The following is a 26,444-nucleotide window of genomic DNA, read 5'->3' on the forward strand; positions in this document are numbered from 1 at the left end:
GATTAGCCAGCTACCGTTCAGGCCCCGTTTTGGCGCTTCAAAAACCGCCCGCTGCCTCCTGGCACAACTGGTTGGCCAGCATCCCCAGGGTCATCAAGGCGCGCTCGGCTTCACGATTCCAGGGTGTGCCGCAATTGAGCCGAATACAGTGGTTGAACTGTTCCGTATTGCTGAAGATCAGCCCCGGCGCAATGCTGATGCCCTGTTGCAGGGCGCGCACGTGCAACTCCTGGGTATTGACCCGACCCGGCAGGCTGACCCACAGGATAAAACCGCCGGTCGGCCGGCTCATCTGCGTGCCCTCCGGGAAATACTGCTGCACCGCCAATTGGAAGGCGCTGAGGTTCTTGCGGTACTCCTGGCGAATGTAACGCAGGTGCCGGTCGTAGCCGCCATTCTCCAGGTACGCCGCCACGCCCATCTGCGTCACGCTGCACGCCGAGTGCGTGCTGAACATCTGCAGGCGCTGGAGCTCTTGCTGGTACTTGCCGGCAATCATCCAGCCGATACGCACGCCGGGGGACAGGGTCTTGGAGAAGCTGGAGCAATAAATCACCCGGTCCAGGCGGTCATAGGCCTTGAGAGCCTTGGTGCGGCCCAGCTCGAACATCAATTCGCCGTAGATATCGTCCTCGACGATCTGGATATCGAAATCCGAGGCCAGGCGCAGCAACTGTTTCTGCCGTTCTTCCGGCATGGTGCCGCCCAGGGGATTGCTCAGGCGCGTGGTCAGCACCAGGGCCTTGATCGACCATTGGTTGGCCGCCAGTTGCAGGGCTTCCAGGCTCATGCCGGTGGCGGGGTCGCTGGGGATTTCGATGACCTTGAGGCCGAGCAGATCCGCCAGTTGCAACAGGCCGTAATAGGTGGGGGACTCAGCGGCGATCAGGTCGCCGGGACGGGTCAGCACCCGCAGGGACATCTGCAATGCGTCAACACACCCGTGGGTGATCACCACCTCGGACGGGTCGACCACCACGCCGGCATCGCGCATGCGGATCGCGACCTGGCGTCGCAGCGGCTCAAAGCCTGGGCTGAACATATAGCTGAACGCCCGCGGGCTCTGGAAGCGCGTGACCTTGGCCAGTTGCTGGTGCAGTGCGCGCACCGGCAGGTAGTCGACACTGGGCACGGCGGCGCCGAGCGGGAACACCCCTTCGCGCCGGGACTCGACCAATACCTGTTGAATGATACTGCTGCGGGTGACCAGGCCCGGGCGCTCGACCCGCGCGATATCCGGCGTTGGTGCGGTCAGGGCCGGGGTCTGGTGCACGTAATACCCGGACTGCGGGCGCGCGCGGATCAACCCCTGGTCCTCGAGATTGGCGTAGGCCTGCAACACCGTGGCATGACTGACATTGAGCTGGGAGCTCATCTTGCGCACCGAAGGCACGCGCTCACCCGGCTGATAGACACCGCGCCGGATATCCTCAGCCAATTGCTGGGCGATACGTTGGTAAAGCAAGAGATTGGTCATGACGCAGCACTCGATTTCACGGGTATTTTATTTTTGTGTGAAACATACCGGCACAGTTTAGAAGTGTACGGGGACAGTTGCCACAATAGTCGAGGATGGGTGCCAGTGATAGAAAAAACTGTATGGGTTGAGAAGGCAATTGCAGGCATGAAAAACCCGATCGAGGATCGGGTTGCGGGGCGAGACACACGGCATATTCCCTGGGGAAGCTGGCTTGCCAGCTCCCACAAGAACTGAGATTCAGCGCGCAGCGCCGAGCTGGCCCTTGTCGTCGGAAAAGACGATTTCCACACGCCGGTTCTGCGCACGCCCCCGTTCGGAAGCATTCACTTCCACCGGATACTGATCGCCATAACCTTCTACCTGGATGCGTTTGTCATCAATGCCCAGGTCAACCAGTACATCCGCCACGGCCTGCGCCCGGTCGCGGGACAGTTTGAGGTTTTCCTGCTCGCCGCCGGTACTGTCGGTGTAGCCCTCGATCCGCACTACCCGCTTGGGGTTCAGTTGCAGGAATTGCACGATCTTCAACACTGTACGGTTAGCCGAGTTTTTCAGTTCTGCCTGGCCGGTGTCGAACAGCACGTCGCCCAGGGTCATCACCAGGCCGCGATCGGTCTGGGTGGTTGTCAGGCTGGCAATTTGCTCTTCGAGCCACTTGCCCTGTTGCTGCACGCTCAACAACTTGGCCTCGCGCAGCGCCAATTGCAGGCGTTGGCGCTCCAGTTCGAGCTTGGCCGCACGCTCTTCGTTGAGCACCAACTCGGTATGCTCGCGGGCAATCGCGCTGTAGCGCTGGCTCAAGTAGGCGTAATGCACCACGTCGCCACCGCTGCCCCAGTAGCTGGACAGGCGGTCGGCGCGGGCCAGGGATTCACCGGCGCGGATCACGTCCTTGGGCGCGATGCGCAGCACGTTGGAGTCTTCCTTGACCTTCTGGAAGTCGCTGCCAGCCTGCTGCAACGCGATATCGCTATTGGGGTGGCTGGCACAGCCGGCGAGCACCACGCTGCTCAACAGCAGCCCACATGTCAGACGGATCATTGGGCATCTCCCAGCTGTTTGCGCAGGCGGGTGATACGGGTCTCGAGGACATTCAACTGTTCCTGACTCTTTTGCGTCAGCACCCGCGCCTCCGCCAGGCGGGCATCCAGTTCGGCCTGTTCAGCCTGCATGCGGGCATCCTTGTAGGATTGGTCAGCCATGTCGGCCTTGGCCTGGGCCAGCTTCGTCTCGGCGAGTTTCAACTCGGGCACGTCGTCAGCCACGGCCCCCACGGCGGCGGCTTGCTCCAAGGCTTGCTGGGTCAGGCGCATTTGCTCATTCGGCGCAGGATCTGCGGCACAGCCCGCCAGCGTTACTACGGCGAGGGCGGCGAAAAGAGGTCGAATAGTCACTAAAAATCCCTACTTTGTTGGGGTACCGACGGGTTGCTGCAACTGCGTCTTCCAGCGTTCGATATTGCGCTGCAACGCGGCTTCCGTCAGACCGGACGCGGCCAATTCTGTCATCTTTTTGGCGAGCTGTCCGCGCAACCACGGATCATTGCAGGCCGAGTTGTGGGAAATCGCCAGGAACAGCCCCGGCTGGTCAATCGGCAGTTCCCGGGCCAGCAGGTCTTTGCTCATGCCCAGGGTCTGGGCCATGGCCATACCGGAGTAACGTCCGGCCAGCACGTAGTCCACTTCGCCCAGCAGCAGTTTCTGCAAGGCCGGGGTCACGGTTGGCAGGCGTTCCAGGGTCAGGTGTTCGCTGGCAAAGGCTTCAAATTCAGGGGACAGGCGCGCCCGCTCCGAGACTGCTCCCTTGTGGCCATGCAGGTCGGCCGCGCTGGTATAGACCAGGGGCGAGTCAACGCGGGTCCACACCCGATAATCGGCCTGCATCAGCGCCGGGTGGATGTAGTCCAGGGTCTCCAGTTCGCTGACACTCAACGGCGCATCGACCAACATGTCCATGCGCCCGCTGCGCACTTCTTCAAGGGCCAGGGAACGCTTGCCGCCGTATAGCAGGTCGATTTTCAGTCCCAGGTCCTTGGCCACTTGCTGCAACACATCGGCGTTGGCGCCGATCAGGTGGGTGGGGGCTTGCGGGTCGCGCCACAGATAGGGCGGCGCATCCGGGCTGCCGGTCACGACCAGGCGCTCGCATTTGCCGGCCGCGACAGACAAGGTCGGCAGCAGTGACAGGCCCAGCAGTACAGTCCAGCGGCGCAGTTCCATGGCGTGGTTTCCCGATCAAATAGTTGCGTGCAAAAAAAAGCCCGGTCATAAGACCGGGCTCTTTATAAGTGAAGCGGCTGGTTTAGACCAGCTTCTCCAACTCAGGTACGGCTTCGAACAAGTCCGCCACCAGGCCGTAATCAGCCACCTGGAAGATCGGTGCTTCTTCGTCCTTGTTGATCGCAACGATCACTTTGGAGTCTTTCATACCGGCCAAGTGCTGGATCGCGCCGGAGATACCGACCGCGATGTACAGCTGTGGCGCGACAATTTTGCCGGTCTGGCCGACCTGCATGTCGTTGGGTACAAAACCTGCATCGACGGCCGCGCGGGAGGCGCCGACCGCAGCGCCCAGCTTGTCGGCCAGGGCATACAGGTGCTTGAAGTTGTCACCGTTCTGCATGCCACGCCCGCCGGAAACGACGATCTTGGCAGCGGTCAGCTCAGGACGATCCGACTTGGCCAGCTCTTCGCCAACAAAGCTGGAAGTGCCAGCGTTGTGGACAGCAGCCACCGCTTCAACGGCAGCCGAACCACCTTCAGCTGCAACCGGGTCGAAACCGGTGGCGCGCACGGTGATCACTTTGATGGCGGCGGTCGATTGCACGGTGGCAATGGCGTTACCGGCGTAGATCGGGCGCTTGAAGGTGTCGGCGCTTTCGACCGAAACGATCTCGGAGATCTGGTCAACGTCCAACTGCGCAGCAACGCGCGGCAGGATGTTTTTGCCGTTGGAGGTAGCGGCAGCCAGGATGTGGCTGTAGCCAGCGCCCAGTTCTGCAACCAGTGGCGCAACGTTTTCAGGCAACTGATGCTCGTAGGCAGCGTTGTCGGCGGCCAGTACTTTGCTCACGCCAGCAATTTTCGCGGCGGCTTCAGCCACGGCACCCACGTTCTGGCCGGCGACCAGGACGTGGATATCACCACCGATTTTCGCAGCAGCGGCAACGGTGTTCAGGGTGGCCGGGGCCAGCACCTTGTTATCGTGTTCGGCGATTACGAGGATAGTCATGATCAGATCACCTTCGCTTCGTTTTTCAGTTTCTCGACCAGTTCAGCCACCGACTTGACCTTGATACCCGCGCTGCGTGCAGCTGGCGCTTCGACTTTGACGGTCTTGTTGGTGGAGGCGGTGGAAACGCCCAAAGCATCCGGAGTCAGCACTTCAAGCGGCTTCTTCTTGGCTTTCATGATGTTTGGCAGGGACGCATAACGCGGCTCGTTCAAACGCAGGTCGGTGGTGACGATGGCCGGCAGTTTCAGCGAAACGGTCTGCGCGCCGCCATCGATTTCACGGGTCACGGCAACGCTGTCGCCAGACACTTCGACTTTCGAGGCGAAGGTGCCCTGGCCGTAACCGGTCAGTGCAGCCAGCATCTGGCCAGTCTGGTTGTTGTCGCTGTCGATGGCTTGTTTGCCGAGGATTACCAGCTGCGGCTGTTCCTTGTCGACAACGGCCTTGAGCAGCTTGGCAACGGCCAGCGAAGTCAGGTCTTCAGCGGATTCGACGAGAACGGCGCGATCGGCACCCAGCGCCAGGGCGGTACGCAGCTGCTCTTGAGCAGTGGTCGGACCGATGGAAACGACGACGATTTCAGTCGCAACACCTTTTTCTTTCAGGCGTACGGCTTCTTCCACGGCGATTTCGCAGAAGGGGTTCATCGACATTTTGACGTTAGCCAGATCGACGCCGGAATTGTCCGCCTTGACGCGAACTTTCACGTTGTAATCGACAACGCGTTTGACAGCTACAAGAACCTTCATGGATTCCTCGTTACTCTCCGGTGAAAAGGAAGCCGCCCGGATAAACCTGGCGGTAGATGCTCAACGGCGCACAAGGGCACCTCTAAAAACGCAGGCCGTCATGACAGGTGACGTTGCACGTACTCAATAATAAAGACCGTTCGTCAGCGGTGACTGACAAGTCATTCATCGTCGCAACGTGTAAACTGCGCGCCAGCATTACGTGCGCGTCAACCTGTAAGAGCATTGCCTTGTCTTTGGACGTGGCCTTGAAACCGGCAGTCCGCCTACGAGAAGCGCAAAACCGACCGTATATTGACCGGAACACCTTTTCCGGTCAATACAGCAAAATGGTCAGATATAAGCCGCGTTGCTTTGATTTACCTAGCTCGCGGGCAATTCAAACAAACGTTTGTATTGGACGCTGAGAGTGGTGTAGATATAATGCGCCACCTAGAGAGAAAGGTGGGTCGTCCCCTGCCCCTTTGTAAGAAATTGGCGCAGAAGACGACAGATAAAACACCGAACCTCCACCCATTAGAAAAAAAACTGTTGAGCCTTGAGTAGGAGATAGCCTGTGGAACGCGAATACATGGAATTCGACGTGGTCATCGTCGGCGCAGGGCCGTCGGGCCTGTCTGCCGCCTGCCGACTGAAGCAGAAGGCCGCCGAAGCCGGTAAGGAAATCAGCGTCTGCGTGGTCGAAAAAGGCTCCGAAGTCGGTGCACATATCCTGTCCGGTGCCGTGTTTGAACCACGCGCCCTGAATGAATTGTTCCCGGACTGGAAAGAACTGGGCGCCCCGCTCAACACCCCGGTGGTGCGCGACGACATCTATGTACTGCGCAGCAGCGACAGCTCCACCAAGGTTCCAGACTTCTTTGTGCCCAAGACCATGCACAACGAAGGCAACTACATCATCTCCCTGGGCAACTTGTGCCGCTGGCTGGCCCAGCAGGCAGAGAACCTGGGCGTGGAAATCTACCCGGGCTTCGCGGCCCAGGAAGTACTGTTCGACGAAAACGGCGTAGTGCGCGGGATCATCACCGGCGACCTCGGCGTCGACCGTGAAGGCCACCCAAAGGAAGGCCTGTACACCCCCGGCATGGAACTGCGCGGCAAGTACACACTGTTCGCCGAAGGCTGCCGTGGGCACTTGGGCAAACAACTGATCCAGCGCTTCAACCTGGACAGCGACGCCGACGCACAGCACTACGGCATCGGTCTCAAGGAAATCTGGGAAATCGACCCGGCCAAGCATCAACCAGGCCTGGTGGTCCACACCGCCGGCTGGCCGCTGGACATCATGAGCAACGAGAACACCGGTGGCTCGTTCCTCTATCACCTGGAAAACAACCAGGTGGTGGTAGGCCTGATCGTCGACCTGTCCTACAGCAACACCTTCCTGTCGCCGTTCGATGAGTTCCAGCGCCTCAAGCATCACCCGGTGCTGGCCCAGTACCTGGAAGGCGGCAAGCGCATCAGCTACGGCGCGCGCGCCCTGGCCAAGGGCGGCATCAACTCGCTGCCGAAGATGGTATTCAAGGGCGGCGCCCTGATCGGTTGCGACCTGGGCACGATGAACGTCGCCAAGATCAAGGGCAGCCACACCGCGATGAAGTCCGGCATGCTCGCCGCAGATGCGGTGGCTGATCGCCTGTTCGCCGAGTCCGAAGGCGGCGATGAACTGACCGCCTACGTCGACAGCTTCAAAGCCAGCTGGCTCTACGAAGAACTGTTTGCCACCCGTAACTTCGGCCCGGCGATGCACAAGTTCGGCCCGATCATCGGTGCCGGCTTCAACTGGTTCGACCAGAACATCCTCGGCGGCAAAATGCCGTTCACCCTGCACGACACCAAGCCGGACTACGCCTGCCTCAAGCTGGCCAAGGACAGCCAGAAGATCGATTACCCCAAGCCCGACGGCAAGCTGAGCTTCGACAAGCTGAGCTCGGTGTTCCTCTCCAGCACCAACCATGAAGAAGAGCAGCCGTGCCACCTGAAGCTCAAGGACCCGAGCATCCCCATCGGCACCAACCTGCCGCTCTACGATGAGCCCGCGCAACGCTACTGCCCGGCTGGCGTGTACGAAGTGATCACCCAGGAAGACGGTGAGAAACGCTTCCAGATCAATGCCCAGAACTGCGTGCACTGCAAGACCTGCGACATCAAGGACCCTTCGCAGAACATCACGTGGGTTACGCCGGAAGGCGCGGGTGGGCCGACTTACCCGAATATGTAAGCCATCTGCTTGAACATGAGGCTCTCCACTGGAGAGCCTTTTTTATGGCCGACACAAATCTAATGTGGGAGCGGGCTTGCTCGCGAAGGCGGTGTGTCAGTTAAGAATTATTAACCTGACACACCGCCTTCGCGAGCAAGCCCGCTCCCACATTTGGATAGAGGTATCTCCGGGATTTATGCCGCTCGCTCTTCACCAGGGTTGCGCAGGAAATAGCGCTTATATTCCCGACTGAACTGCGACGTACTCTGATACCCCACGTTATGCGCCGCCTGCGCTACCCCCATGCCTTGTGCCAGCAACAACTGCTGGGCCTTGAGCAGGCGCAAGCGCTTGAGGTACTGCACCGGCGACAACAAGGTGCAGCGCTTGAAGTGCTCATGGAATGTCGACGCACTCATATGCGCATAACCGGCCAGGGTCTCGATGTTCAAGGGTTCGGCGTAATGGGCATGCAGGTGATTCAATGAGGTGGCAATCCGCGAGAACTGCCCCTGCTGTTCCACCAGGGCCCGCAGCACATCGGCCTGTGGCCCGCGCAAGGCGCAAAACAATAATTCCCGCACTCGTGCCGGCCCCATGATCCGGGCTTCCAGTGGATCGTGCAGACACTGCAACAGTCGCTCGACGCAACCACGCATCGCGTCATCGAGCACCACCGAGCTCATCGACTCCAGGGTCTGCGCCGCCGGTGGCGGGCCGGCCTGCATGCCCATGGCCATCACCAATTCACCCAGCACCACCCGATCAATACCTACAGTAACGCCATACAGCGGGGCATCGGCGGCCATGGCAAACGTCTCGCACTCGAACGGCACCGGCATCGCCTGGATCAGGTAATGCCCGGCGCCGTATTCCAGGGTACGCGGCCCCAGGTAGGCGAGCTTGCTGCCCTGGGCCACGAACATCAGGCTCGGCTCATAGATCTGCGGCCCGCGCGCCACGTCGCAACTGGCGCGCAGCACCTTCACGCCCGCCAGATGGGTCGGGGAGAAACCGTCGCAGGGCGTAAGCCCCTCAATCAAGGAAACCAGCGCAGCGTTGGCATCGAGATGGCGGGTCAACAACATGGCAAAAAACTTCGCGAAAAAGGGATAGGAACATCATCGCAGGTCTGGCGGCCAATGAATCCAATCCACGGGCACTCCCGGACGAATAGGCATGAGACTCGGAGCATTTGCCATGTTCGCCCACAGGGTCCACGCGCAGAATTCGCCACCTCTCCCGCCCAAGCTTTTGCGAGGTTTTCACCATGTACACCGCCATCGGCTACGCCGCCCAGTCGGCCACCACTCCCCTCGCCCCCATGTCCTTCGAGCGTCGCAGCCCGCGCGCCGATGACGTGGCAATCGAAATCCTGTACTGCGGCGTCTGCCACTCCGACATCCACCAGGCGCGCAACGAATGGGGTATCGCCGTGTACCCATTGATGCCGGGCCACGAGATTGTCGGCAAGGTCACTGCTGTCGGCGCCAGCGTCACCGCCCATAAGGTTGGCGACCTGGTCGGCGTGGGCTGCATGGTGGATTCGTGCCGCCACTGCCAAGCGTGCAAATCAGACCTGGAGCAATACTGCCTCGAAGGCCCGACCATGACCTACGCCACCTTGGATCGCGTGGACGGCAGCAACACCATGGGCGGCTACTCCGACAGCATCGTGGTCAGCGAACACTTCGTGGTGAAGATTCCGGCCAAGCTCGACCTGGCCAGCGCCGCACCGCTCCTCTGCGCGGGCATCACCACCTACTCGCCGCTCAAGCACTACGGGGTAAAGGCGGGCGACAAAGTCGGGATTCTCGGCATGGGTGGCCTGGGCCATATGGGCATCAAGTTTGCCAAGGCCATGGGCGCCGAAGTCACGCTGTTCACCCGCTCGGCGAGCAAGGCCGAGGAAGGCCGTCGCCAAGGCGCTGATCATGTGATCGTGTCCACCGATGCCGAGCAGATGAAGGCCGCAGCCGGCAGTTTCGACTTCCTGCTGGACACCATCCCGGTGCAGCACGATCTGAACCCCTACCTCGATGTCCTGCGTTTTGATGGCGTGCATATCCTGGTGGGACTGATCGAACCGGTCGACCCGCCGGTCAATGCCGCCAAGCTGGTCTTGGGTCGTAAAGTCCTGGCCGGCTCGCTGATCGGCGGCATTGCCGAAACCCAGGAAGTCCTGGATTTCTGCGCCGAACACGGCATTACCTGCGACATCGAAATGCTCGATATCCGTCAGATCAACGAAGCCTTTGCGCGCATGATTGCCGGCGACGTGAAGTACCGTTTCGTGATCGACATGGCCACCTTGAAGGCCTGATCAGGCCTTGGCCCCCAACTCCGCTGACAGCCGGGCCGCGACCTGTTTGACCACAGGAATCAGCTCGGCCATTTTTTCCAGCGGCATGTAGGGCACCGTACTGGCGATGCTGATGCCGGCGATAATCCGTCGGCTGGCATCGCGCACGGGTGCGGCCACACAGCGGATCGACGGCTCGTTGTCTTCCAGATCGAAGGCATAGCCGCCCGCCACATACTCTTTCATGCGCTGCTCGAACTGCTCCCAGGATTGCTCCGGGTGCTGCGGCCAGTGCAGGTTTTTCCCGCCTATCGGCAAGCTGGCCTGATACAGGCGCTGCCATTCTTCTGGCGTGTCATCGAGCAGCAAGGCCTTGCCGATCCCGGTGCGCGCCAGGGGCATGCGGTGACCGACGCGGGAACGCATTTCCGGGCCATTGCGCCCAGGATTCTTGTGCAGGTACAGCACCTCGTCGTACTCACGGATTGCCAGGTGGATGGTGTCGCCGGTCAGCGCCGACAGTTCATCCAGATAGGGTATCGCCAGCGTCACCAGCGGCAGTTCTTCCCGCGCCTGGAACCCCAACTCGATCAGCTTGGGCCCCAACAGGTAACCGACTTGCGGGACCACTCGCAGGTAACGCTCGTCCACCAGGCAACTGGCCAGGCGATGCGTGGTGCTGCGGGTGGTCCCGATGCGCCGGGCAATCTCCTTGAGATCCCGCGCACCCGCCGCCACCGCCTGCACCACGCCCAGGCCGCGCAGCAAGGTCTGGGTGCCGGTGGGCGCGGGGTCTTTGGCGGGGATCGCTGGGTTTTCCTGCATGTTTGGGCCTATCTAGAAATGCGAAAGCGGCGGCCATTATGGCAAATGCCGGGCCGCAAGACAGGGCCGATCTCAGCCTTGGGCAAACTCACGCAGCGCATCGCCTTCCATGCGGTAGCGCACCCATTCTTCCTGGGGTTGGGCGCCGATGGATTTGTAGAAGGCAATGGCCGGCTCGTTCCAGTCCAGAACGCTCCATTCGAAGCGCCCACAGCCATTGTCGTAGGCGATCTTTGCCAGGTGGCGCAGCAACTTCTTGCCCGCCCCGCCGCCGCGCTGTTCCGGGTTGATGTACAGGTCTTCCAGGTACAGGCAGTTGCTGCCCAGCCAGGTGGAATAGCTGAAGAAGAACACCGCAAACCCGATCGGCAAGCCGTCACGCAGGCAGATCAGGCCATGGGCGGTAGCGCCTTCACTGAACAGGCTGCGTTCGATGTCCACCACGCCGGCGATCACTTCGTGGCGAGCCTTTTCGTATTCGGCCAGCTCGGTAATGAAGGTCAGGATCTGCGCAGCATCGCTGGGCACGGCGGGACGAATCTCGATGGTCATGAACAGGCCTGCGGCTAAAAATAAAGGACACATACTAAGGCCCTTTGATAACCGTTTGCAGGGTTTTATGCACGCAGTTACTCCGTAACTGCAGCAATGTTGGCACCTGTAACCGCAGAACAAATGGTGCAATCGCGCGTGGTAAAAAGTCCGCCATAAATCCAACAGACGCCCAGGTTTGCCCATGCCCCCCACTGCTACCGTTGGCGGAAAATTCTGCATCGCCTTGCGCAATTGGCTGATTACGCTGGCGCGCCTGATCTGGCGCCGGGCTTCGAAACACAAAATCTTACAGGTGAGCTGACACCGTTCGTCGTGATCCAGGCACCAACAATATGAGCGGGCGGACCAACCTAAGGTAAGGACTTTATTCCTATGGAGGCTCCACCATGAATACTTCCAAAGTGACTGCCCTCGCCCTCGCCGGTTTGCTGTCTGCGATTTCCCTGGGCAGCTTCGCCGCGTCCGACCCTTCCACCGGCAAGACCGACCCGATTGGCAGCCCGCCCAACCCTGCCACCCAAGAGAGCAAAGACTCCATGGGCACCGGCCTGGATACCAATGGCGGAGCCATCATCCAGAACGGTGCCGACCCCCGCACCCAAGGCAATGACGGCAACCGCCAGGGCCTGGGTACCGATGTGGAGAACGGCAAGATCGGCCCCGGCAAGAATGCCGCCCCAAGCGGCAACGATGACAACCTGCCGGGCGCACCGAAACAACCTTGACCCCTTGGCCGACAGACGAACACTACCCCACCACTGACCCTGAGAGGTATGCATGAACGTCGATAAAAACCTGGAGAAAGAAGTCCTCACCCGCCTGCTGCACGCGCACCCGAATGGTTTGGGTAAGGAGGTGCTGGATAACTACCGGGGCGAAAAAGTCGTGGCCAGCACCCTGGCCACCCTTCAGGACCGTGGACTGATCAAGGAAGGCCATGTGACCTGCAACGAGGCCGGCGAACACGCGCTGCACCTGCCGATCAAACTGACGGCCTCTGGCGTGGACGCCGCCCGCAAGCTGGAAAGCCAACCGTAACGGCTGTCGAGCCCTGGCGAGGCTGCGCAACGCCCCTCGTCAGGCATTGCCTACAGCGTTGGGCGTTGCGCAGCCACCAGCAACATCATCGGCCGCTCCAGCTCCTCCGCCAACTCAGGCCGGGCCACAAGGTCCGCGGCACTCGGGCCCCATTCTTCAATATGGCCCAGGCTTAAGCCTGCCTTGATCAACAGGTTGAGCAGAGTGCCTAGGGTACGGTGCTGCTTGATCACGCCCTTGGCCAGCCAGTCGGTGACCCGCGGACCTTCCAATTGATAACTGTCCAGCGGCCAGCTTCTGCGGCCTTGCTCATCGACCTGCCAGCCCGGCTGGCGGGGTGCCATGAAGATCGGGTGCTCGATGGAAAAAACCAGCCACCCTCCCGGTTTCAAGGCCCTATGAATGCGGGCAAACAGCCCGGGCAGGTCGGCGATGTAGTGAAAGGCCAGCGAGCTGTAGGCCAAGTCGTAAGCAGCACCGGGCAGATCAAGTTGCTCGAGGTCGGCAATGGCATAAGTAATGGCCGAGGATGACGTCATTTCCTTCGCCCGCGCCAGCATCTTCTGTGAGACGTCCAGCCCCAGCACCTGTTCGGCGCCCTGCTCCTGGGCCCAGCGGCTGAACCAGCCATAACCACAGCCCAGGTCCACCACCTGCAAGCCCCGCATCGGCGGTAACAACGCCTGCAACGCGGGCCATTCCGGCGCGCCTGCCAACCCTTGCAGGGAGCGGCCCATTTGACTGTAGCCAGCGAAAAAGGCCGGGGTATCGTAGATATTCTGCGTCATGCCAGTATCAATCCCTGGGCTCCAGGCCTATCGAAAAGAACACCCCGCCACTCCAGATGCCCAGCCAACTCTCGCCTTCGATCTGGCGCGTCACCGCCAAGTCCACCAATTGGTAGAACACGTTGCGATGGACCAGTGCCTCAAGGTTGTTGCGCACCAGCACGTAGGGCGAAGGTTCCTGGGTGTGGGGATCGATCACCACCCGTAGCGGGTGCGCCGGGCCGGCTTCGATCAGGTCTTCGACATTGGAGGTAAACCGCAGGAGCTGGCTTTCGCCCTGCCCCTCGACCTCCAGCGACACCGCCACAAAAGGCGCGTCATCCACCTTGATCCCAACCTTTTCCACCGGTGTGATCAGAAAGTAATCATCGCCATCGCGGCGGATGATATTGGAGAACAGCTTGACCATCGGTTTGCGCCCGATGGGCGTGCCCAGGTAATACCAGGTGCCATCACGGGCAATACGCATGTCGATATCGCCACAGAAATCCGGGTTCCACAGGTGAACCGGTGCCGGTCCCTTGCCCTTGGGCAACTGTGCCAACAAATCATTGGCCTTGGCCGAACCCGTCATGCTGTTCTCCTTTGAATTATTGGTCGCTCATGCCCAGCAGGCTGCGGGCGTACTGGCGCAGCGGTGGGCCAAGCAAATCTTCGGGTTTGTTGTCGTGGAACGTCAGTAAACCGCCACGACTGCGGATCCGTGCAGTATCGATCAAATACTGGGTGCTGGTCTCGATCAACATGATCTGGATCACACCGCTGTCGACACCCAGCCGGTCGAGGGCTTCCTGGTCGGCCCACTCATCCGCATTGCCGATGCGATCATCGGCCTTGGCGAACCGCGTATACAACAGGTAATGGGCGCCTACCTCGCGGGCTTCGGCCATGGCCTGCTCCAGGCCTTCCGGGGCGCGGGCGCGGCGGACCATGGGGAAGTATTCGATGAAACCGTTGAAGGCTTCTTCGGCCACCACATTGGGCCGCGGATAGGCACTGCCCGGCGGCGTGAACGCGCCCTGGGCGATAAACACAAAGGAATCGGGCTGAATGCGAACCGAGTTGGAACGGCGGGTATCGCTGTGGTCCAGCAAGCCGGCATCGCTCATCTGATAGCGAGTGCCTTCGGCCATATCGCTGACTGTCATGCAGCCACCCAGCGCGAACGACGCCAGCAACAAAACCAGACTACGCATCCTATCCTCCAGAGGCCGGTGACGGAAAACCGGCGAATGGGCACAAGATGCAGATTTTGCGCCAGCTTGCCTGGCTAGCCGCCAATGATCTTCATCACCGTCGCCCCGCCTGAAAACGCCACTTCCTGCTTATCGCCCAAGGCCTTGACCAGCAACCCTTGTAACGCCGGCAGGGCCTGGTGGCGCGGCTTGTCCAACAGGTCGCCGACATAGTGCCGGTTGCTCGACGAAAGGCAGCCGTGCAGCCACCCCGTGGAAGACAGCCGCAGGCGCGAACAGGTTCGGCAAAACGGCACGCTTTCATTGGCGATCACGCCGAAGAAGCCCTGGCCGGGAATTTCATAACGCACGGCGGTGGCGTCCACAGGGGCGTCGGCCTGCAGATATTCGTGATGCTCGCCAATCAGGCTCAGCAGTTGTTGCAGGCTGACGAATTGCTGCAGGAAGGCGTTGGAGTCGCTGGCCAGATGGCCCATGCGCATCAACTCGATAAAACGCAGTTCATAACCGCGCGCCAGGCAATATTCCAGCAGCGGCATGACCTGGTCGAGGTTCTGCCCGCGCAGCGGCACCATATTGACCTTGATCTTGATCCCCGCCGCACGAGCCTGGTCCATGCCATCAAGGACGGTGGCCAGGTCGCCACCCCGGGCGATCCCGCGAAAGGCATCGGCATCCAGGGTGTCAAGGGACACATTGATACGGCGAATGCCGGCATCGACCAGCAATGGCAACTTGCGCGCCAGTAACTGGCCATTGGTGGTCAGGCTGATATCGCTCAAGCCCATCTGCCCGACGGCCCGCATGAACGTTTCGAGCTTGGGGCTGACCAATGGCTCGCCGCCGGTAATGCGCAGGCGATCGATGCCCGCCGCCTCGATCAGGTAGGCCACGCCACGCGCCATGGCTTCGGCCGAGAGTTCGTCCTGCGCAGCCACCAGCCGCTTGCCGTTGGGCACGCAGTAGGTACAGGCGTAATTGCAGGCTGAGGTCAGGCTGATCCGCAAATTGCGAAAACGCCTGCCTTGACGATCAACGATCATGGATCACTCCGGCAGCGGATAATTCGGGCGCGCTAAAACCTGACTCATAAATCAGATTTTAGCAAGGTCCTTGCCTGAGTATATTCCTGGGTTACTACATAGGGCAGTAAATCAGCCGGTCATTGTCCGGGTGAATGCCTTATGTGGCAGGCGTCTCGGGGTTCGGCAGCTCGGTGCTGTGCTTGCGCTTGTTGCCCATGCGCACGCCGATGTCCATCAAGAACTGGAAGAAGCCTTCCTGATCTTCCAGCACGTTGCTCCAGAATGGCGAGTGGTACAGCGCCACCGCGCCATGCACCAGGGCCCAGGCGGCGCAGTAGTGGAAATAAGGCGGCACATCTTCCAGCTTGCCTTCGCTGATGCGGCCCTTGATCAGCAGGGTCAGGCGCTCGAAGTTCGAGGCACGGATCTTGTGCAACTCCTCGACCATTTCCGGCACCTGGTGGCCCTTGACCACTTTTTCTTCCAGGCGGTCGAACAGGCGGTAGCGCTGCGGGTCGCGCATGCGGAACTCAAAGTACGCCCGGGACAGCGCTTCCTTATCCTTGTCGACGTCGGCCGAGTGCAGCAACTCGTTCAAATCGCGCTCGTAGTCGAGCATCAGGCGCAAGTAGATCTCGGCCTTGGACTTGAAGTGTTTATAGATGGTGCCTTTGCCGATACCCACGGCATCCGCAATCATCTCGACGGTGACGCTGTCTTCACCCTGTTCGAGGAACAATTTGAGCGCGGTGTCGAGAATTTCCTGCTCACGGCGGCGAAACTCACGGACCTTACGGGGTTCTTTGTGCATAGAAAGAGGTCTGCAGAGGTCAGTATTGGAAGGGTTCGATGCCCCGATGACGGAACGTTTTACCCGGTGCGAGGGATTATCCCGACTGAACGGTCGTTGGGCAACGTCTATATGAACAACCCATACACTAAACTTACAGCGCGCCAACGAATCAGGCGATGCGGGTCAGAAATTAAACGTCGATTCGCGCAATGTATTGCCGCTCAATGAGAACTCAAGCGAAGCGCACGTATTCCAAATCTGTTTAAAAAACGATCAGATGCGGCTGGACTGCACGGGATACTGATCAATACTTCATCTGTCGGTGTGACATCTCCCCCAAGTGAAACACCGATATGGGTACCAACGGACCGCGTACCCTTGTTTACTCCTAATGGTCTTAACCCGGATTCACCCCCCAGAACCCGGGTTTTTTTTGCCTGCAATTCAGCGAACGTGCGCCAGGGGGAACAGACGCTTGAAGTTCTCGGTGGTCTGCTCGGCAAAACGCTCCACCGACTCGCCGCGCAACATCGCCAGGTAATCCGCCACATCCCGCACATATTCCGGCAGGTTCGGCTTGCCGCGATGAGGGATCGGCGCCAGGTATGGCGAGTCGGTCTCCACCAGCAGACGGTCGGCGGGCACCTGGCGCGCCACATCACGCAGGGCCTCGGCGTTGCGGAAGGTGACGATGCCCGACAGGGAAATATAGAACCCCAGGTCCAGGGCCGCCTTGGCCATCTCCCAATCTTCAGTAAAACAGTGCAACACACCCGCCTGGGGCAGCGCCGCTTCGCGCAGCAGGGCCAGGGTGTCGGCGCGGGCGCCACGGGTATGCACGATCACAGGCTTGCCGGTCTGCTGCGCCGCTTGCAGGTGCAGGCGGAACGAGGCCTGCTGCAGGTCGGCGGCCTCCGGCTCGTAGTGGTAATCCAGGCCTGTCTCGCCGATGGCCACCACTCGCGGGTGATTGAGTTCGTCCAGCAGCCACTCCAGGGCCGGGGCTTCGCCAGGCTTGAGATCCAGAGGATGGATGCCCACCGAGCAATCTACATCGGCATAGCGCTCGGCCAGGGCCTTGACGTCGGCGGCGTTCTCGGCGCTGACACCGATACACAGGAAGTGCCCGACCCCACGCTGGCGCGCAGCCTCGAGGGCAGCATCCAGGGAGCCGTTGTGGGCGGCGAGGTCGAGGCGATCAAGGTGGCAATGGGAATCTACGAGCATAAGAAGTTACAACTTGCGTCACAGGAAGTGTCTGGCCGACGAAACATCCGTCGACCCCGAGAATATCAACGTCGGCCGAGCAACCCGACCCACTGCACCAGCAGGGCCTCAAGCAACAGCACGCGGTTCAGGTTGGCCTTGCCCAGGACTTTCTGGCGCTGGGCGAGGATCCAGTCCTGAATGTTCAACACCTTGTCTTGGGCGCTCTTCTGCGCCAGGTATTGCACGACCTTGCGCATGTCCATCAGGCCCAGGCCGTTTTCGTCCTGGGTCAGTTGATAGCGCAGGATCAGGCTGGACCAGTCGCAAAACCAGTCAAACAACAACAACAGCGGCACATCTTTCCAGCCTTCGGCCAGTTGCGTGGCGGAATGCTCTTGCTTGAGCAGCTTCTTCACCCCGTCGACCACCAGCGCGCGCTGCTCGCGCACGCCCTGGGCCTGCAAGCTGACCGCAGCCAGGGGCGAGCCGGCCGCCAGGGTCAGCAACTCGACCCGCTCCTGCTCGCTGCACTCGGGCAAGGCCTGGCCCAGCCACTGCAAGCTCATGGCCTCGCTCGGCAACGGGCAGGCCTGCTGCACGCAACGACTGCGGATAGTCGGCAGCAGGCGGCTGGATTGGTGGCTGACCAGCAGCAGCACCGTATCGCCGGAAGGTTCCTCAAGGCTCTTGAGCAAGGCGTTGGCGGCGTTGATGTTCATCGACTCCACCGGCTCGATCAGCACCACCTTGCGCCCGCCCATCTGCGCGGTCTGTACCACGAAGCTCACCAAGTCGCGCACCTGGTCGACCTTGATCGCCTTGTCGGCCTCCTCCGGTTCCAGCACGTAGTTGTCCGGATGGCTGCCGGCCTTGAGCAGCAGGCATGACTTGCAGTGCCCGCACGCCTCCAGCCCAGCCGGATTCTGGCACAGCAAGCGTGCCATCAAGCGCTCGGCCAGGGCGCGCTTGCCGATGCCTGCCGGCCCATGGAGCAAATAGGCATGGGCGTGCTGGGCGCGCCCGGCCAATTGCTGCCACAGGCTGTCCTGCCACGGATAGGCTTCAGCCACGGTAAAGCTCCAACAGTTTGGGTAGCAGCGCATCGATGGCCTGCTGCACCTGCTCCAGCGGCTGCGCGGCATCCAGCAGGCAGTAGCGCGACGGCGCAGCTTGGGCACGCTGCAGGTAAGCCGCGCGTACCGCCTCGAAAAACCCCCGGCCTTCCAGCTCGAAACGGTCCAGGCGCCCACGGGCACTGGCCCGGGCCAGGCCGACGTCTACCGGCAGGTCGAAAACCAGGGTCAAGTGCGGGCGCAGGTCACCCTGGACGAAGGTCTCCAGGGTCGCGATGCGTTCCAGGGACAGGCCGCGGCCAGCGCCCTGATAGGCGTAGGTGGAGTCGGTGAAACGGTCGCAGATCACCACCGCGCCACGGGCCAGGGCCGGGCGGATCACCTCGGCCAGGTGCTGGGCACGTGCGGCAAACACCAGCAACAGCTCGGTGTCGGGGTTCATGACCTCGTCGCCAGTGGCCAGCAGCACCTCGCGGATTTTTTCCGCCAGGGGCGTGCCGCCAGGCTCGCGGGTCAGCAGCACCTCGATCCCTTCGGCCCGCAAGCGTTCGGCCAGGTATTCACGGTTGGTACTCTTGCCGGCGCCTTCCGGGCCTTCCAGGGTAATAAACAAGCCAGTCACAGGCAGTCCTTAGTCAGAGTCATTGCGGGCTTTGCGTGGGCGCAGCGTCGGGCGCGGCAGGCTCAACGGTCGCGGGTGCAGCCGGCGCAGGGCTGGAGCGATAATCGGCGCGACGCTTGAGTTGGTACTCGCGCACGGCGGCATTATGGGCATCCAGGCTGTCGGAAAAAACATGGCTGCCATCGCCTCGGGCCACGAAATACAGGCTGCTGCCCGGCACCGGATTCAACGCGGCATGGATCGCCTCGCGGCCGACCATGGCAATTGGCGTCGGCGGCAGGCCGCTGATCATGTAGGTGTTATAGGGCGTGGCTTCCTTGAGGTGCGCGCGCGTCAATTTGCCGTTATAGCGCTCGCCCATGCCGTAGATCACGGTGGGGTCGGTTTGCAGCAGCATGCCGATCTTCAGGCGCCGCACAAACACCCCGGCAATCTGCCCACGCTCCTCGGGCACACCGGTTTCCTTCTCGACCAGCGACGCCATGATCAGCGCCTGGTAGGGATCGGTATAGGGCGCGTCCGGGGCGCGTCGCTGCCATTCCTGGGCCAGCACCTCGTCCAGGCGGTTGTAGGCTTTCTTCAGGAACTCGACATCGGTCATGCCGCGCACAAAACGGTAGGTGTCGGGGAAGAACCGCCCTTCGGGGAATTCGTCGGGATGGCCGATTTTTTCCATCACCTCAGTGTCACTCAAGCCCGCCAGGGTCTGTTCGATTTTTTCATGCTTGGCCAAGGCACTGCGCACCTGGCGGAAGTTCCAGCCTTCCACCAGGGTCAGGCTGTACTGCACCACGTCGCCGCGCTGCCACAGGCCGATCAGGCCCTGGGCCGTCAGGCCGGGCGTCATGCGGTACTCGCCACTGTGCAGGGGCTGGCCATCAAGATTGAAGCGCCAGTAGAGGCGTAGCCAGAAGGCATCCTCAAGCACGCCGTCGTTTTCCAGGCGATTGAAAGTACCCGTAGGGGTCGCGCCAGCGGCTACATCCAGCAATTGCTCCTGGGACAGATTCAGCGGCTGCTTCAAGGCCGAGTCCAGCTTCCAGGCCGAAAAGCCCAGGAGCAAACCCGCCAGGACCAGGCCGATCTCCAGCAGCAATACAATTTTACGTATCAAATCAAACACCCAATAGCGCGCGAACAATGCCCTGCAGTTTACGGGTGAGTGGCCCGGCCGACCAGCTCATTGGCCCACATCCAAGCACCGGCCAAATGCCATACACGCTGTTGCAGACGAACACTTCATCAGCCTGTTGCAGTTGCGCAAGGCTGATATCGGCAACCGTGGTGACAATGCCCAGCGCCTCGGCACTGGCCAGCAACTCGGCACGCATGACGCCGGCCACGCCACAGCGGCTCAGGTCGGCCGTCAGCAGTTGGCCGGCATGCACCAGGAACAGGTTGCTGAACACACCTTCGATGACGCGCCCGGACATATCCAGCATCAATCCTTCCGCGTGATCGGCATCTTGCCACTCGGCGCGGGCCAGGACCTGTTCGAGACGATTGAGGTGCTTGAGACCTGCGAGCAAGGGTTGCTCGGACAAACGGGTGGCACAGGGAAACAGGCGTATGCCGGATGAACCATGAGCCTGGGGATAGGCGACAGGCGGGCTGCCTTGCAGGATACGCCGCGCTGGGGCGCCTGCATTGATGCCATAACCGCGCAGGCTATCGCCACGGGTGAGGATCAACTTGAGAACGCCGTCACCGAGGGCTGCCGCGTAAGCCAGCACCTCGCTGCGGATCAGATCCGGGGTCACCGCAAGCGCCAGGCGCCTGCAGCCCTCGTCGAGGCGTTGCAGGTGACGATCCAGCAGCACGGGCTGCCCGGCCTTGACCGCGATGGTTTCAAACAAACCATCGCCGTAGGCCAGGCCGCGATCTTTCAGCGACACTGCGTCCGCTGGCTGACCGTCGACCCAGCAGTGCATCACTCGGCGAACCGGCGGAACACCAGGGAACCGTTGGTACCACCAAAACCGAACGAGTTGGACAGCACCACGTCGATCGGCATTTTCTGCGGCTCGTGAGGCACGAAGTTCAGGTCGCAGCCTTCATCCGGCTCATCAAGGTTGATGGTCGGCGGCGCGACCTGGTCCTTGATCGCCAGCACACTGAAAATCGCTTCAACCGCGCCAGCCGCACCCAGCAGGTGACCGGTCATGGACTTGGTGGAGCTGACCGCCAGCTTGTAGGCGTGCTCGCCGAACACCGACCTGATGGCCTGGGCTTCCGCCAGGTCGCCAGTTGGCGTCGAGGTGCCGTGGGCGTTGATGTACTGTACCTGGTCGACGTTGATCTTCGCATCGCGCAGGGCATTGCTGATGCAACGCGCAGCGCCCGCGCCATCGGCGGGTGGCGAGGTCATGTGGTACGCATCGCCACTCATGCCAAAACCGATCAGCTCGGCGTAGATCGTCGCGCCACGGGCCTTGGCGTGCTCCAACTCTTCGAGGACCAGGGCACCGGCACCGTCGGACAGTACAAAGCCATCACGGCCCTTGTCCCACGGACGGCTGGCACGGGTCGGCTCGTCATTGCGCGTCGACAGCGCACGGGACGCGCCGAAGCCGCCCATGCCCAGGCCGCAGGCGGCCATTTCGGCACCACCTGCGATCATCACGTCAGCCTCGTCATAGGCGATATTGCGCGCCGCCATGCCGATGCAGTGAGTGCCCGTGGTGCACGCTGTGGAAATGGCGTAGTTAGGCCCCTGGGCACCCAGATGGATGGACAGGAAGCCGGAAATCATATTGATGATCGAGCCCGGGACGAAGAACGGTGAGATTCGACGAGGGCCGGAGTCGTGCAGCGTGCGGCTGGTTTCTTCGATATTGGTCAGACCGCCAATACCCGAACCCATGGCCACGCCGATGCGTTCACGGTTGGCATCGGTGACTTCCAGGCCAGCATTACGCACTGCCTGAAAACCGGCTGCCAGGCCGTATTGAATGAACAGGTCGAGTTTGCGGGATTCCTTGATCGAGAGATATTCCTCGACATTGAAGCCCTTTACCGAGCCGCCAAAACGGGTGGAATAGGCAGAAAGGTCCGTATGCTCAATCAGACCGATACCACTGTGGCCAGCCAGAATGCCCTGCCAACTGCTCGGCACATCCGTACCCAGTGGCGACAACATACCCATACCGGTGACTACGACGCGTCTACGCGACACAGCACTCTCCTTTTTCTAATGACGACACTTTGTTTCAAAGCTCATTTTTCATCAGAGCTAAAGAAAAAACCGCACGCCGTTATAGCAGTGCGGTTTTTCCATGACAGCAAGCGACGATTACAAACTATTACGCCTGGTGGCTAGTAACGTAGTCGATAGCAGCTTGAACAGTAGTGATTTTTTCAGCTTCTTCGTCCGGGATTTCGGTCTCGAATTCCTCTTCCAGAGCCATCACCAGCTCAACGGTGTCAAGGGAGTCGGCACCCAGGTCTTCAACGAAGGAAGAAGTGTTTTTCACTTCGTCTTCTTTAACGCCCAGTTGCTCGGCAACGATTTTCTTGACGCGCTCTTCGATGGTGCTCATACCTTGTTTTCACTCCTAATGGACAAATTCAGGCAGCTGGCCAGTGGGTAAGTGTATAGAAAGGCTTTTCAGCTTTTCAACTGAAAGCTTCACCCTCGTACCCTACCGACCACCTGTCTATAAATAGATTGCAGCTTTATAACGGATTTTAGACAGCTCGTATGACATTTTTTTGAAGCGATCCGTCACAATTTAACTCATGTACATCCCGCCGTTCACCGGGATTGTAGCCCCAGTCACGTATGCCGCACCGTCAGATGCCAGGAAAGAGACCACATTGGCGATCTCTTGGGCCTGGCCCAGACGGCCCAGCGGAATTTGCGTCAGCAACGCATCACGTTGCGCTTCAGGCAATTCGCGGGTCATATCGGTATCGATAAACCCTGGAGCCACCGAGTTGACCGTAATCGACCGCGAGCCGACTTCACGCGCCAGGGCACGGCTGAAACCTTCCAGGCCGGCCTTGGCAGAGGCGTAGTTTACTTGGCCTGCGTTGCCCATGGCACCCACTACGGAGCCAATATTGATAATTCGGCCCCAGCGCGCCTTGGTCATACCGCGCAAAACACCCTTGGACAGGCGAAACAGACTGTTCAGGTTGGTATCGACCACGTCGTACCACTCGTCGTCTTTCATGCGCATCATCAGGTTGTCGCGGGTAATTCCGGCGTTGTTCACCAGAATGGCCGGTGTTCCGAACTGTGCAGTGATCTGGGCCAAAACAGCAGCCACGGACTCATCACTGGTCACGTTGAGCTCCAGGCCGGTACCCTGCACGCCGTTTTCCTTGAGGGTCGCGGCGATACGCTCGGCGCCCGAGGCGGACGTGGCAGTTCCGATCACTACCGCGCCCTGACGGCCCAGTTCCAGGGCAATCGCCTGGCCAATGCCACGGCTTGCGCCGGTAACCAGTGCAACTTTACCTTGCAGACTCATGCAGGCTTCTCCTTAGTTCAGGCCAGTGCGGCGCGGGCGGCGGCGAAGCCATCCGGGGTATTGAGGTTGGACGTCGACACGCCCTCGGCGCAGCGCTTGTTGAGGCCGGCCAGGACTTTACCCGGACCACACTCAACTAGTTGGGTAGCGCCCTTGGCGGCCAGGGTCTGGACTGATTCAACCCAGCGTACCGGCTTGTACAGTTGCTCCAGCAGGTCGCGCTTGAGGGTTTCCAGGTCCGGCGCCACGTCGGCGCTGACGTTTTGCACCAACGGGATCTGCGGTGCCTGCCAGTTGATGGCTGCGATGGACTCGGCAAAACGCTCGGCCGCCGGGCGCATCAACTCGCAATGGGACGGCACGCTGACCGGCAGTGGCAACGCACGCTTGGCGCCACGGGCCTTGCAGCCTTCGATGGCACGCTCAACCGCAGCCTTGGCACCGGCGATCACTACCTGGCCTGGGGAATTGAAATTCACCGCGCTGACCACTTCGCCCTGGGCCGCTTCGGCGCAGGCTTCGATCACCACGACGTCGTCCAGGCCCAGGATCGCGGCCATGCCGCCCTGCCCGGCTGGAACCGCTTCTTGCATCAGTTGGCCACGGCGCTCTACCAGCTTGACCGCCTCAGCGAGGGTCAGGCTGCCTGCCGCGACCAGGGCGCTGTATTCGCCCAGGCTATGACCGGCAACAAAAGCCGGACGTGCGCCGCCTTCGGCCAGCCAAACGCGCCACAGCGCGACGGAAGCCGTCAGGATGGCCGGCTGGGTTTTATCGGTTTGATTGAGCAGTTCTTCCGGCCCGTCCTGGGTCAATGCCCAAAGGTCGTAGCCCAAGGCAGCAGACGCTTCCTTGAATGTCTCCAGGACTAGCGGGTATTGCGCGCCCAGCTCGGCCAACATGCCGAGGGACTGCGAACCCTGCCCTGGAAAGACGAATGCGAGGGATGTAGACATGTAACAAGCCCCTAATGATCTGGTCGTCGGTGAATTGACGCCCCACAACTGGGAGCGCAAGAAACTGACAGATTGGATGGTCAATTGAACCGGCCGGTCACATTTAAGCATTCCCGGCCCGATTCGCCTAAGGCAACAGATCCTCAAGACGGCCATGCAAGCGCTGCGGAAGGTTCTCCTGGATCTCGATCAGCGCACGCGCAATGGCACTCTGAAAACCCTGGACCCCCGCCGAACCGTGGCTTTTTACCACAATCCCCTGTAACCCGAGGAAGCTTGCGCCATTATGCCGCGCCGGGGCCAGGTCCGCCTGCAGGCGCCGCATCAACGGCAGCGCCAGGGCGCCCACCAGCCGCGAAGCCAGGTTGCGCTTGAACAACGCCTCGATCCGCGCAGCAATCATCGTAGCCAGGCCTTCGCTGGACTTAAGCAGGATATTTCCGACAAACCCGTCACAAACCACCACATCGGCCTCGCCACGATATAACCCATCGCCTTCGACGAACCCGATGTAGTTCAAGCCCCGCGCCTGTTGCAACAGGCTGGCGGCCAACTTGACCTGCTGGTTACCCTTGATGTCCTCGGTGCCGATGTTCAGCAAGGCCACCCTTGGCCGCACCACACCCAGCGCCTCGGCCGCGACCGAACCCATCAGGGCAAAGTGCAGCAGGTGCTCGGCGCTGCAATCGACATTCGCCCCCAGGTCCAGCAACTGGCAATAGCCACGCTGCGTCGGGATCGCCGCGACCATCGCCGGCCGATCAATGCCCGGCAGGGTTTTCAGCACATGCCGCGACAACGCCATCAAGGCCCCGGTATTGCCAGCGCTGACACAGGCCTGGACCTTGCCATCGCGCAGCAGCTCAAGGGCCACGCGCATGGAGGAGTCAGGCTTGCCACGCAGGGCCTGGGCCGGCTTTTCATCCATGCCGATGGTTTCGCTGGCCGGCGTTATCGTCAGGCGCGCGCGATCCACAGCCGCATGGCTGGCAATCAGTTCTTCAAGTAGGGAAGGTTGACCGACGAGGGTCAGGTGCAGCGAGGGCGTAGCAGACAGGCTGGCAATGCATGCCTGGACAATGCTGCGGGGACCGAAGTCCCCGCCCATTGCGTCAATCGCGATGACTTGAGCAGACAAGTGATTACTCGTCAGCGCCCTTGTCGATCACTTTACGGCCACGGTATACGCCTTCTGGCGATACGTGGTGACGCAGGTGAATTTCACCGGTGGTTTTTTCTACAGACAGAGTGCTTGCCGTCAGGGCATCGTGCGAACGACGCATGTCACGGGCAGAGCGGGATTTTTTGTTCTGCTGAACAGCCATAATTGATTAACTCCTAAACGTTTGGGTCACGCTTTAACTGCGCCAATACACTGAACGGGTTGGACCGCGTTACCTCGTCCTCGCTCGGTTCGGACTCGTCATCGAGCCCCGCCGGCTGCTGGCATTCTTCCGGATGATGAGCAGGCACAATGGGCAAGGCGAGCAGAAGCTCCTCCTCGATCAGTGCATGCAGATCCAAAGGATCTTCGCCCAGTTCCAGCACGTCATAACCTTTCGGCAACGACTGGGTATTCGCACCCTCTTTCACCACAGCATAACTGCATTCGCTGTGGATCGGCAGGGTGACCAGCTCAAGACAACGCTGGCAAACCATTTTGACCTCGGTGTCGATAAAGCTGTGGATTACCACAGATTTACGTTCATCTCGCTCAAAAACGAATTTAGCCTGCACCGTACCGACATTGTCGGAAAGCGGGTCGCAGAGTCTCTCCAAATCGGCCAGCAACACTTCACCTTGGAGGGTGGTGCCACGATCAGCCAATTTGCGCGGGTCAACGTGAGGTGGAATCGGGTCATTCAACATAGGCGCAGCATTATAGGGATGCACCCGCCCATGTCAAAGGAAATTCAGCCCT

The 26,444-nt window shown here is 60.6% G+C and carries 30 protein-coding genes; 4 read left to right on the forward strand and 26 right to left on the reverse strand.

Annotated features, from left to right (window positions below; genetic code table 11):
* Positions 1-37: 37 nt before the first annotated feature.
* From ACSSVH_RS18660 to ACSSVH_RS18685, 6 genes are all read right to left on the reverse strand, one after another.
* Complete coding sequence (locus ACSSVH_RS18660) at positions 38-1,477, reverse strand: aminotransferase-like domain-containing protein (protein WP_169955234.1); 1,440 nt, start codon at positions 1,475-1,477, stop codon at positions 38-40.
* A 240-nt stretch (positions 1,478-1,717) separates the two neighbouring features.
* A complete protein-coding gene (locus ACSSVH_RS18665; protein WP_169955233.1) occupies positions 1,718-2,521 on the reverse strand; it encodes an OmpA family protein in 804 nt (267 codons plus the stop codon).
* Positions 2,518-2,874, reverse strand: coding sequence for a DUF4398 domain-containing protein (locus ACSSVH_RS18670; RefSeq protein ID WP_169955232.1), 357 nt, complete (start codon positions 2,872-2,874; stop codon positions 2,518-2,520). The genes ACSSVH_RS18665 and ACSSVH_RS18670 overlap by 4 nt, the downstream gene beginning before the upstream one ends.
* A gap of 9 nt (positions 2,875-2,883) precedes the next feature.
* On the reverse strand, positions 2,884-3,699 hold the full coding sequence (locus ACSSVH_RS18675) for a substrate-binding periplasmic protein (RefSeq protein ID WP_432754493.1): 816 nt from the start codon (positions 3,697-3,699) through the stop codon (positions 2,884-2,886).
* A gap of 82 nt (positions 3,700-3,781) precedes the next feature.
* Complete coding sequence (locus tag ACSSVH_RS18680) at positions 3,782-4,711, reverse strand: electron transfer flavoprotein subunit alpha/FixB family protein (RefSeq protein WP_492633592.1); 930 nt, start codon at positions 4,709-4,711, stop codon at positions 3,782-3,784.
* Positions 4,712-4,713: 2 nt separating this feature from the next.
* Positions 4,714-5,463 (reverse strand): electron transfer flavoprotein subunit beta/FixA family protein, encoded by a 750-nt coding sequence (locus ACSSVH_RS18685; protein WP_169955229.1) that lies wholly within the window; start codon positions 5,461-5,463, stop codon positions 4,714-4,716.
* A gap of 556 nt (positions 5,464-6,019) precedes the next feature.
* Here ACSSVH_RS18685 and ACSSVH_RS18690 point away from each other — a divergent pair.
* Positions 6,020-7,684: an electron transfer flavoprotein-ubiquinone oxidoreductase gene (locus ACSSVH_RS18690; protein ID WP_492633593.1), complete on the forward strand. Its 1,665-nt coding sequence runs from the start codon at positions 6,020-6,022 to the stop codon at positions 7,682-7,684.
* A 176-nt stretch (positions 7,685-7,860) separates the two neighbouring features.
* Here the strand turns inward: ACSSVH_RS18690 and ACSSVH_RS18695 are convergent, their stop codons facing one another.
* On the reverse strand, positions 7,861-8,754 hold the full coding sequence (locus ACSSVH_RS18695) for an AraC family transcriptional regulator (protein ID WP_492633594.1): 894 nt from the start codon (positions 8,752-8,754) through the stop codon (positions 7,861-7,863).
* A gap of 182 nt (positions 8,755-8,936) precedes the next feature.
* Here ACSSVH_RS18695 and ACSSVH_RS18700 point away from each other — a divergent pair, with 182 nt between their 5' ends.
* The gene (locus tag ACSSVH_RS18700; protein ID WP_492633595.1) at positions 8,937-9,989 is read left to right on the forward strand and encodes an NAD(P)-dependent alcohol dehydrogenase; all 1,053 of its coding nucleotides are present in this window, start codon (positions 8,937-8,939) and stop codon (positions 9,987-9,989) included.
* Here ACSSVH_RS18700 and ACSSVH_RS18705 read toward each other — a convergent pair whose 3' ends face one another.
* Both ACSSVH_RS18705 and ACSSVH_RS18710 read right to left on the reverse strand, forming a co-directional pair.
* Positions 9,990-10,793: an IclR family transcriptional regulator gene (locus ACSSVH_RS18705; protein ID WP_169955225.1), complete on the reverse strand. Its 804-nt coding sequence runs from the start codon at positions 10,791-10,793 to the stop codon at positions 9,990-9,992.
* 72 nt (positions 10,794-10,865) lie between these two features.
* Complete coding sequence (locus ACSSVH_RS18710; RefSeq protein ID WP_169955224.1) at positions 10,866-11,345, reverse strand: GNAT family N-acetyltransferase; 480 nt, start codon at positions 11,343-11,345, stop codon at positions 10,866-10,868.
* A 389-nt stretch (positions 11,346-11,734) separates the two neighbouring features.
* Here ACSSVH_RS18710 and ACSSVH_RS18715 point away from each other — a divergent pair, with 389 nt between their 5' ends.
* Both ACSSVH_RS18715 and ACSSVH_RS18720 read left to right on the forward strand, forming a co-directional pair.
* On the forward strand, positions 11,735-12,073 hold the full coding sequence (locus ACSSVH_RS18715) for a hypothetical protein (RefSeq protein ID WP_492633596.1): 339 nt from the start codon (positions 11,735-11,737) through the stop codon (positions 12,071-12,073).
* Between the two features lie 52 nt (positions 12,074-12,125).
* Positions 12,126-12,386, forward strand: a complete 261-nt coding sequence (locus ACSSVH_RS18720) for a hypothetical protein (protein WP_169955223.1) — start codon at positions 12,126-12,128, stop codon at positions 12,384-12,386.
* Between the two features lie 50 nt (positions 12,387-12,436).
* Here the strand turns inward: ACSSVH_RS18720 and ACSSVH_RS18725 are convergent, their stop codons facing one another.
* The 17 genes from ACSSVH_RS18725 to ACSSVH_RS18805 form a co-directional block, all read right to left on the reverse strand.
* Positions 12,437-13,174, reverse strand: coding sequence for a class I SAM-dependent methyltransferase (locus ACSSVH_RS18725; protein WP_492633597.1), 738 nt, complete (start codon positions 13,172-13,174; stop codon positions 12,437-12,439).
* 7 nt (positions 13,175-13,181) lie between these two features.
* Entirely contained in the window at positions 13,182-13,748 is a 567-nt protein-coding gene (locus tag ACSSVH_RS18730) for a DUF1285 domain-containing protein (RefSeq protein ID WP_169955221.1), read from the reverse strand.
* A gap of 16 nt (positions 13,749-13,764) precedes the next feature.
* Positions 13,765-14,370, reverse strand: a complete 606-nt coding sequence (locus ACSSVH_RS18735) for a DUF4823 domain-containing protein (protein WP_038442470.1) — start codon at positions 14,368-14,370, stop codon at positions 13,765-13,767.
* Between the two features lie 74 nt (positions 14,371-14,444).
* A complete protein-coding gene (locus tag ACSSVH_RS18740) occupies positions 14,445-15,413 on the reverse strand; it encodes a GTP 3',8-cyclase MoaA (RefSeq protein ID WP_170056938.1) in 969 nt (322 codons plus the stop codon).
* A 139-nt stretch (positions 15,414-15,552) separates the two neighbouring features.
* Entirely contained in the window at positions 15,553-16,206 is a 654-nt protein-coding gene (locus ACSSVH_RS18745; RefSeq protein WP_169955218.1) for a TetR/AcrR family transcriptional regulator, read from the reverse strand.
* 426 nt (positions 16,207-16,632) lie between these two features.
* On the reverse strand, positions 16,633-17,415 hold the full coding sequence (locus ACSSVH_RS18750) for a TatD family hydrolase (protein WP_169955217.1): 783 nt from the start codon (positions 17,413-17,415) through the stop codon (positions 16,633-16,635).
* 65 nt (positions 17,416-17,480) lie between these two features.
* Entirely contained in the window at positions 17,481-18,467 is a 987-nt protein-coding gene (locus tag ACSSVH_RS18755) for a DNA polymerase III subunit delta' (RefSeq protein WP_432754496.1), read from the reverse strand.
* Positions 18,460-19,092 carry a dTMP kinase gene (gene tmk, locus ACSSVH_RS18760; protein WP_169955215.1) on the reverse strand — a complete coding sequence of 211 codons (633 nt, stop codon included), beginning with the start codon at positions 19,090-19,092 and terminating at the stop codon, positions 18,460-18,462. The genes ACSSVH_RS18755 and tmk overlap by 8 nt, the downstream gene beginning before the upstream one ends.
* Positions 19,093-19,111: 19 nt before the next feature.
* Positions 19,112-20,206: an endolytic transglycosylase MltG gene (mltG, locus tag ACSSVH_RS18765; RefSeq protein ID WP_172312901.1), complete on the reverse strand. Its 1,095-nt coding sequence runs from the start codon at positions 20,204-20,206 to the stop codon at positions 19,112-19,114.
* A 1-nt stretch (position 20,207) separates the two neighbouring features.
* A complete protein-coding gene (gene pabC / locus ACSSVH_RS18770; RefSeq protein ID WP_492634725.1) occupies positions 20,208-21,023 on the reverse strand; it encodes an aminodeoxychorismate lyase in 816 nt (271 codons plus the stop codon).
* Complete coding sequence (gene fabF, locus ACSSVH_RS18775; protein WP_169955213.1) at positions 21,023-22,267, reverse strand: beta-ketoacyl-ACP synthase II; 1,245 nt, start codon at positions 22,265-22,267, stop codon at positions 21,023-21,025. The genes pabC and fabF overlap by 1 nt, the downstream gene beginning before the upstream one ends.
* Positions 22,268-22,394: 127 nt before the next feature.
* Positions 22,395-22,631: an acyl carrier protein gene (gene acpP / locus ACSSVH_RS18780; RefSeq protein WP_076964148.1), complete on the reverse strand. Its 237-nt coding sequence runs from the start codon at positions 22,629-22,631 to the stop codon at positions 22,395-22,397.
* Positions 22,632-22,823: 192 nt separating this feature from the next.
* Complete coding sequence (gene fabG, locus ACSSVH_RS18785; protein WP_169955212.1) at positions 22,824-23,567, reverse strand: 3-oxoacyl-ACP reductase FabG; 744 nt, start codon at positions 23,565-23,567, stop codon at positions 22,824-22,826.
* Positions 23,568-23,584: 17 nt separating this feature from the next.
* Entirely contained in the window at positions 23,585-24,523 is a 939-nt protein-coding gene (gene fabD / locus ACSSVH_RS18790) for an ACP S-malonyltransferase (protein WP_432754497.1), read from the reverse strand.
* Between the two features lie 127 nt (positions 24,524-24,650).
* Positions 24,651-25,661 carry a phosphate acyltransferase PlsX gene (gene plsX, locus ACSSVH_RS18795; RefSeq protein ID WP_169955210.1) on the reverse strand — a complete coding sequence of 337 codons (1,011 nt, stop codon included), beginning with the start codon at positions 25,659-25,661 and terminating at the stop codon, positions 24,651-24,653.
* Positions 25,662-25,665: 4 nt separating this feature from the next.
* Positions 25,666-25,848: a 50S ribosomal protein L32 gene (gene rpmF, locus ACSSVH_RS18800; protein WP_008152339.1), complete on the reverse strand. Its 183-nt coding sequence runs from the start codon at positions 25,846-25,848 to the stop codon at positions 25,666-25,668.
* A 13-nt stretch (positions 25,849-25,861) separates the two neighbouring features.
* Complete coding sequence (locus tag ACSSVH_RS18805) at positions 25,862-26,392, reverse strand: YceD family protein (protein ID WP_029299696.1); 531 nt, start codon at positions 26,390-26,392, stop codon at positions 25,862-25,864.
* Positions 26,393-26,444 lie beyond the last annotated feature (52 nt).

The sequence above is a fragment of the Pseudomonas sp. HC1(2025) genome (assembly GCF_058742075.1).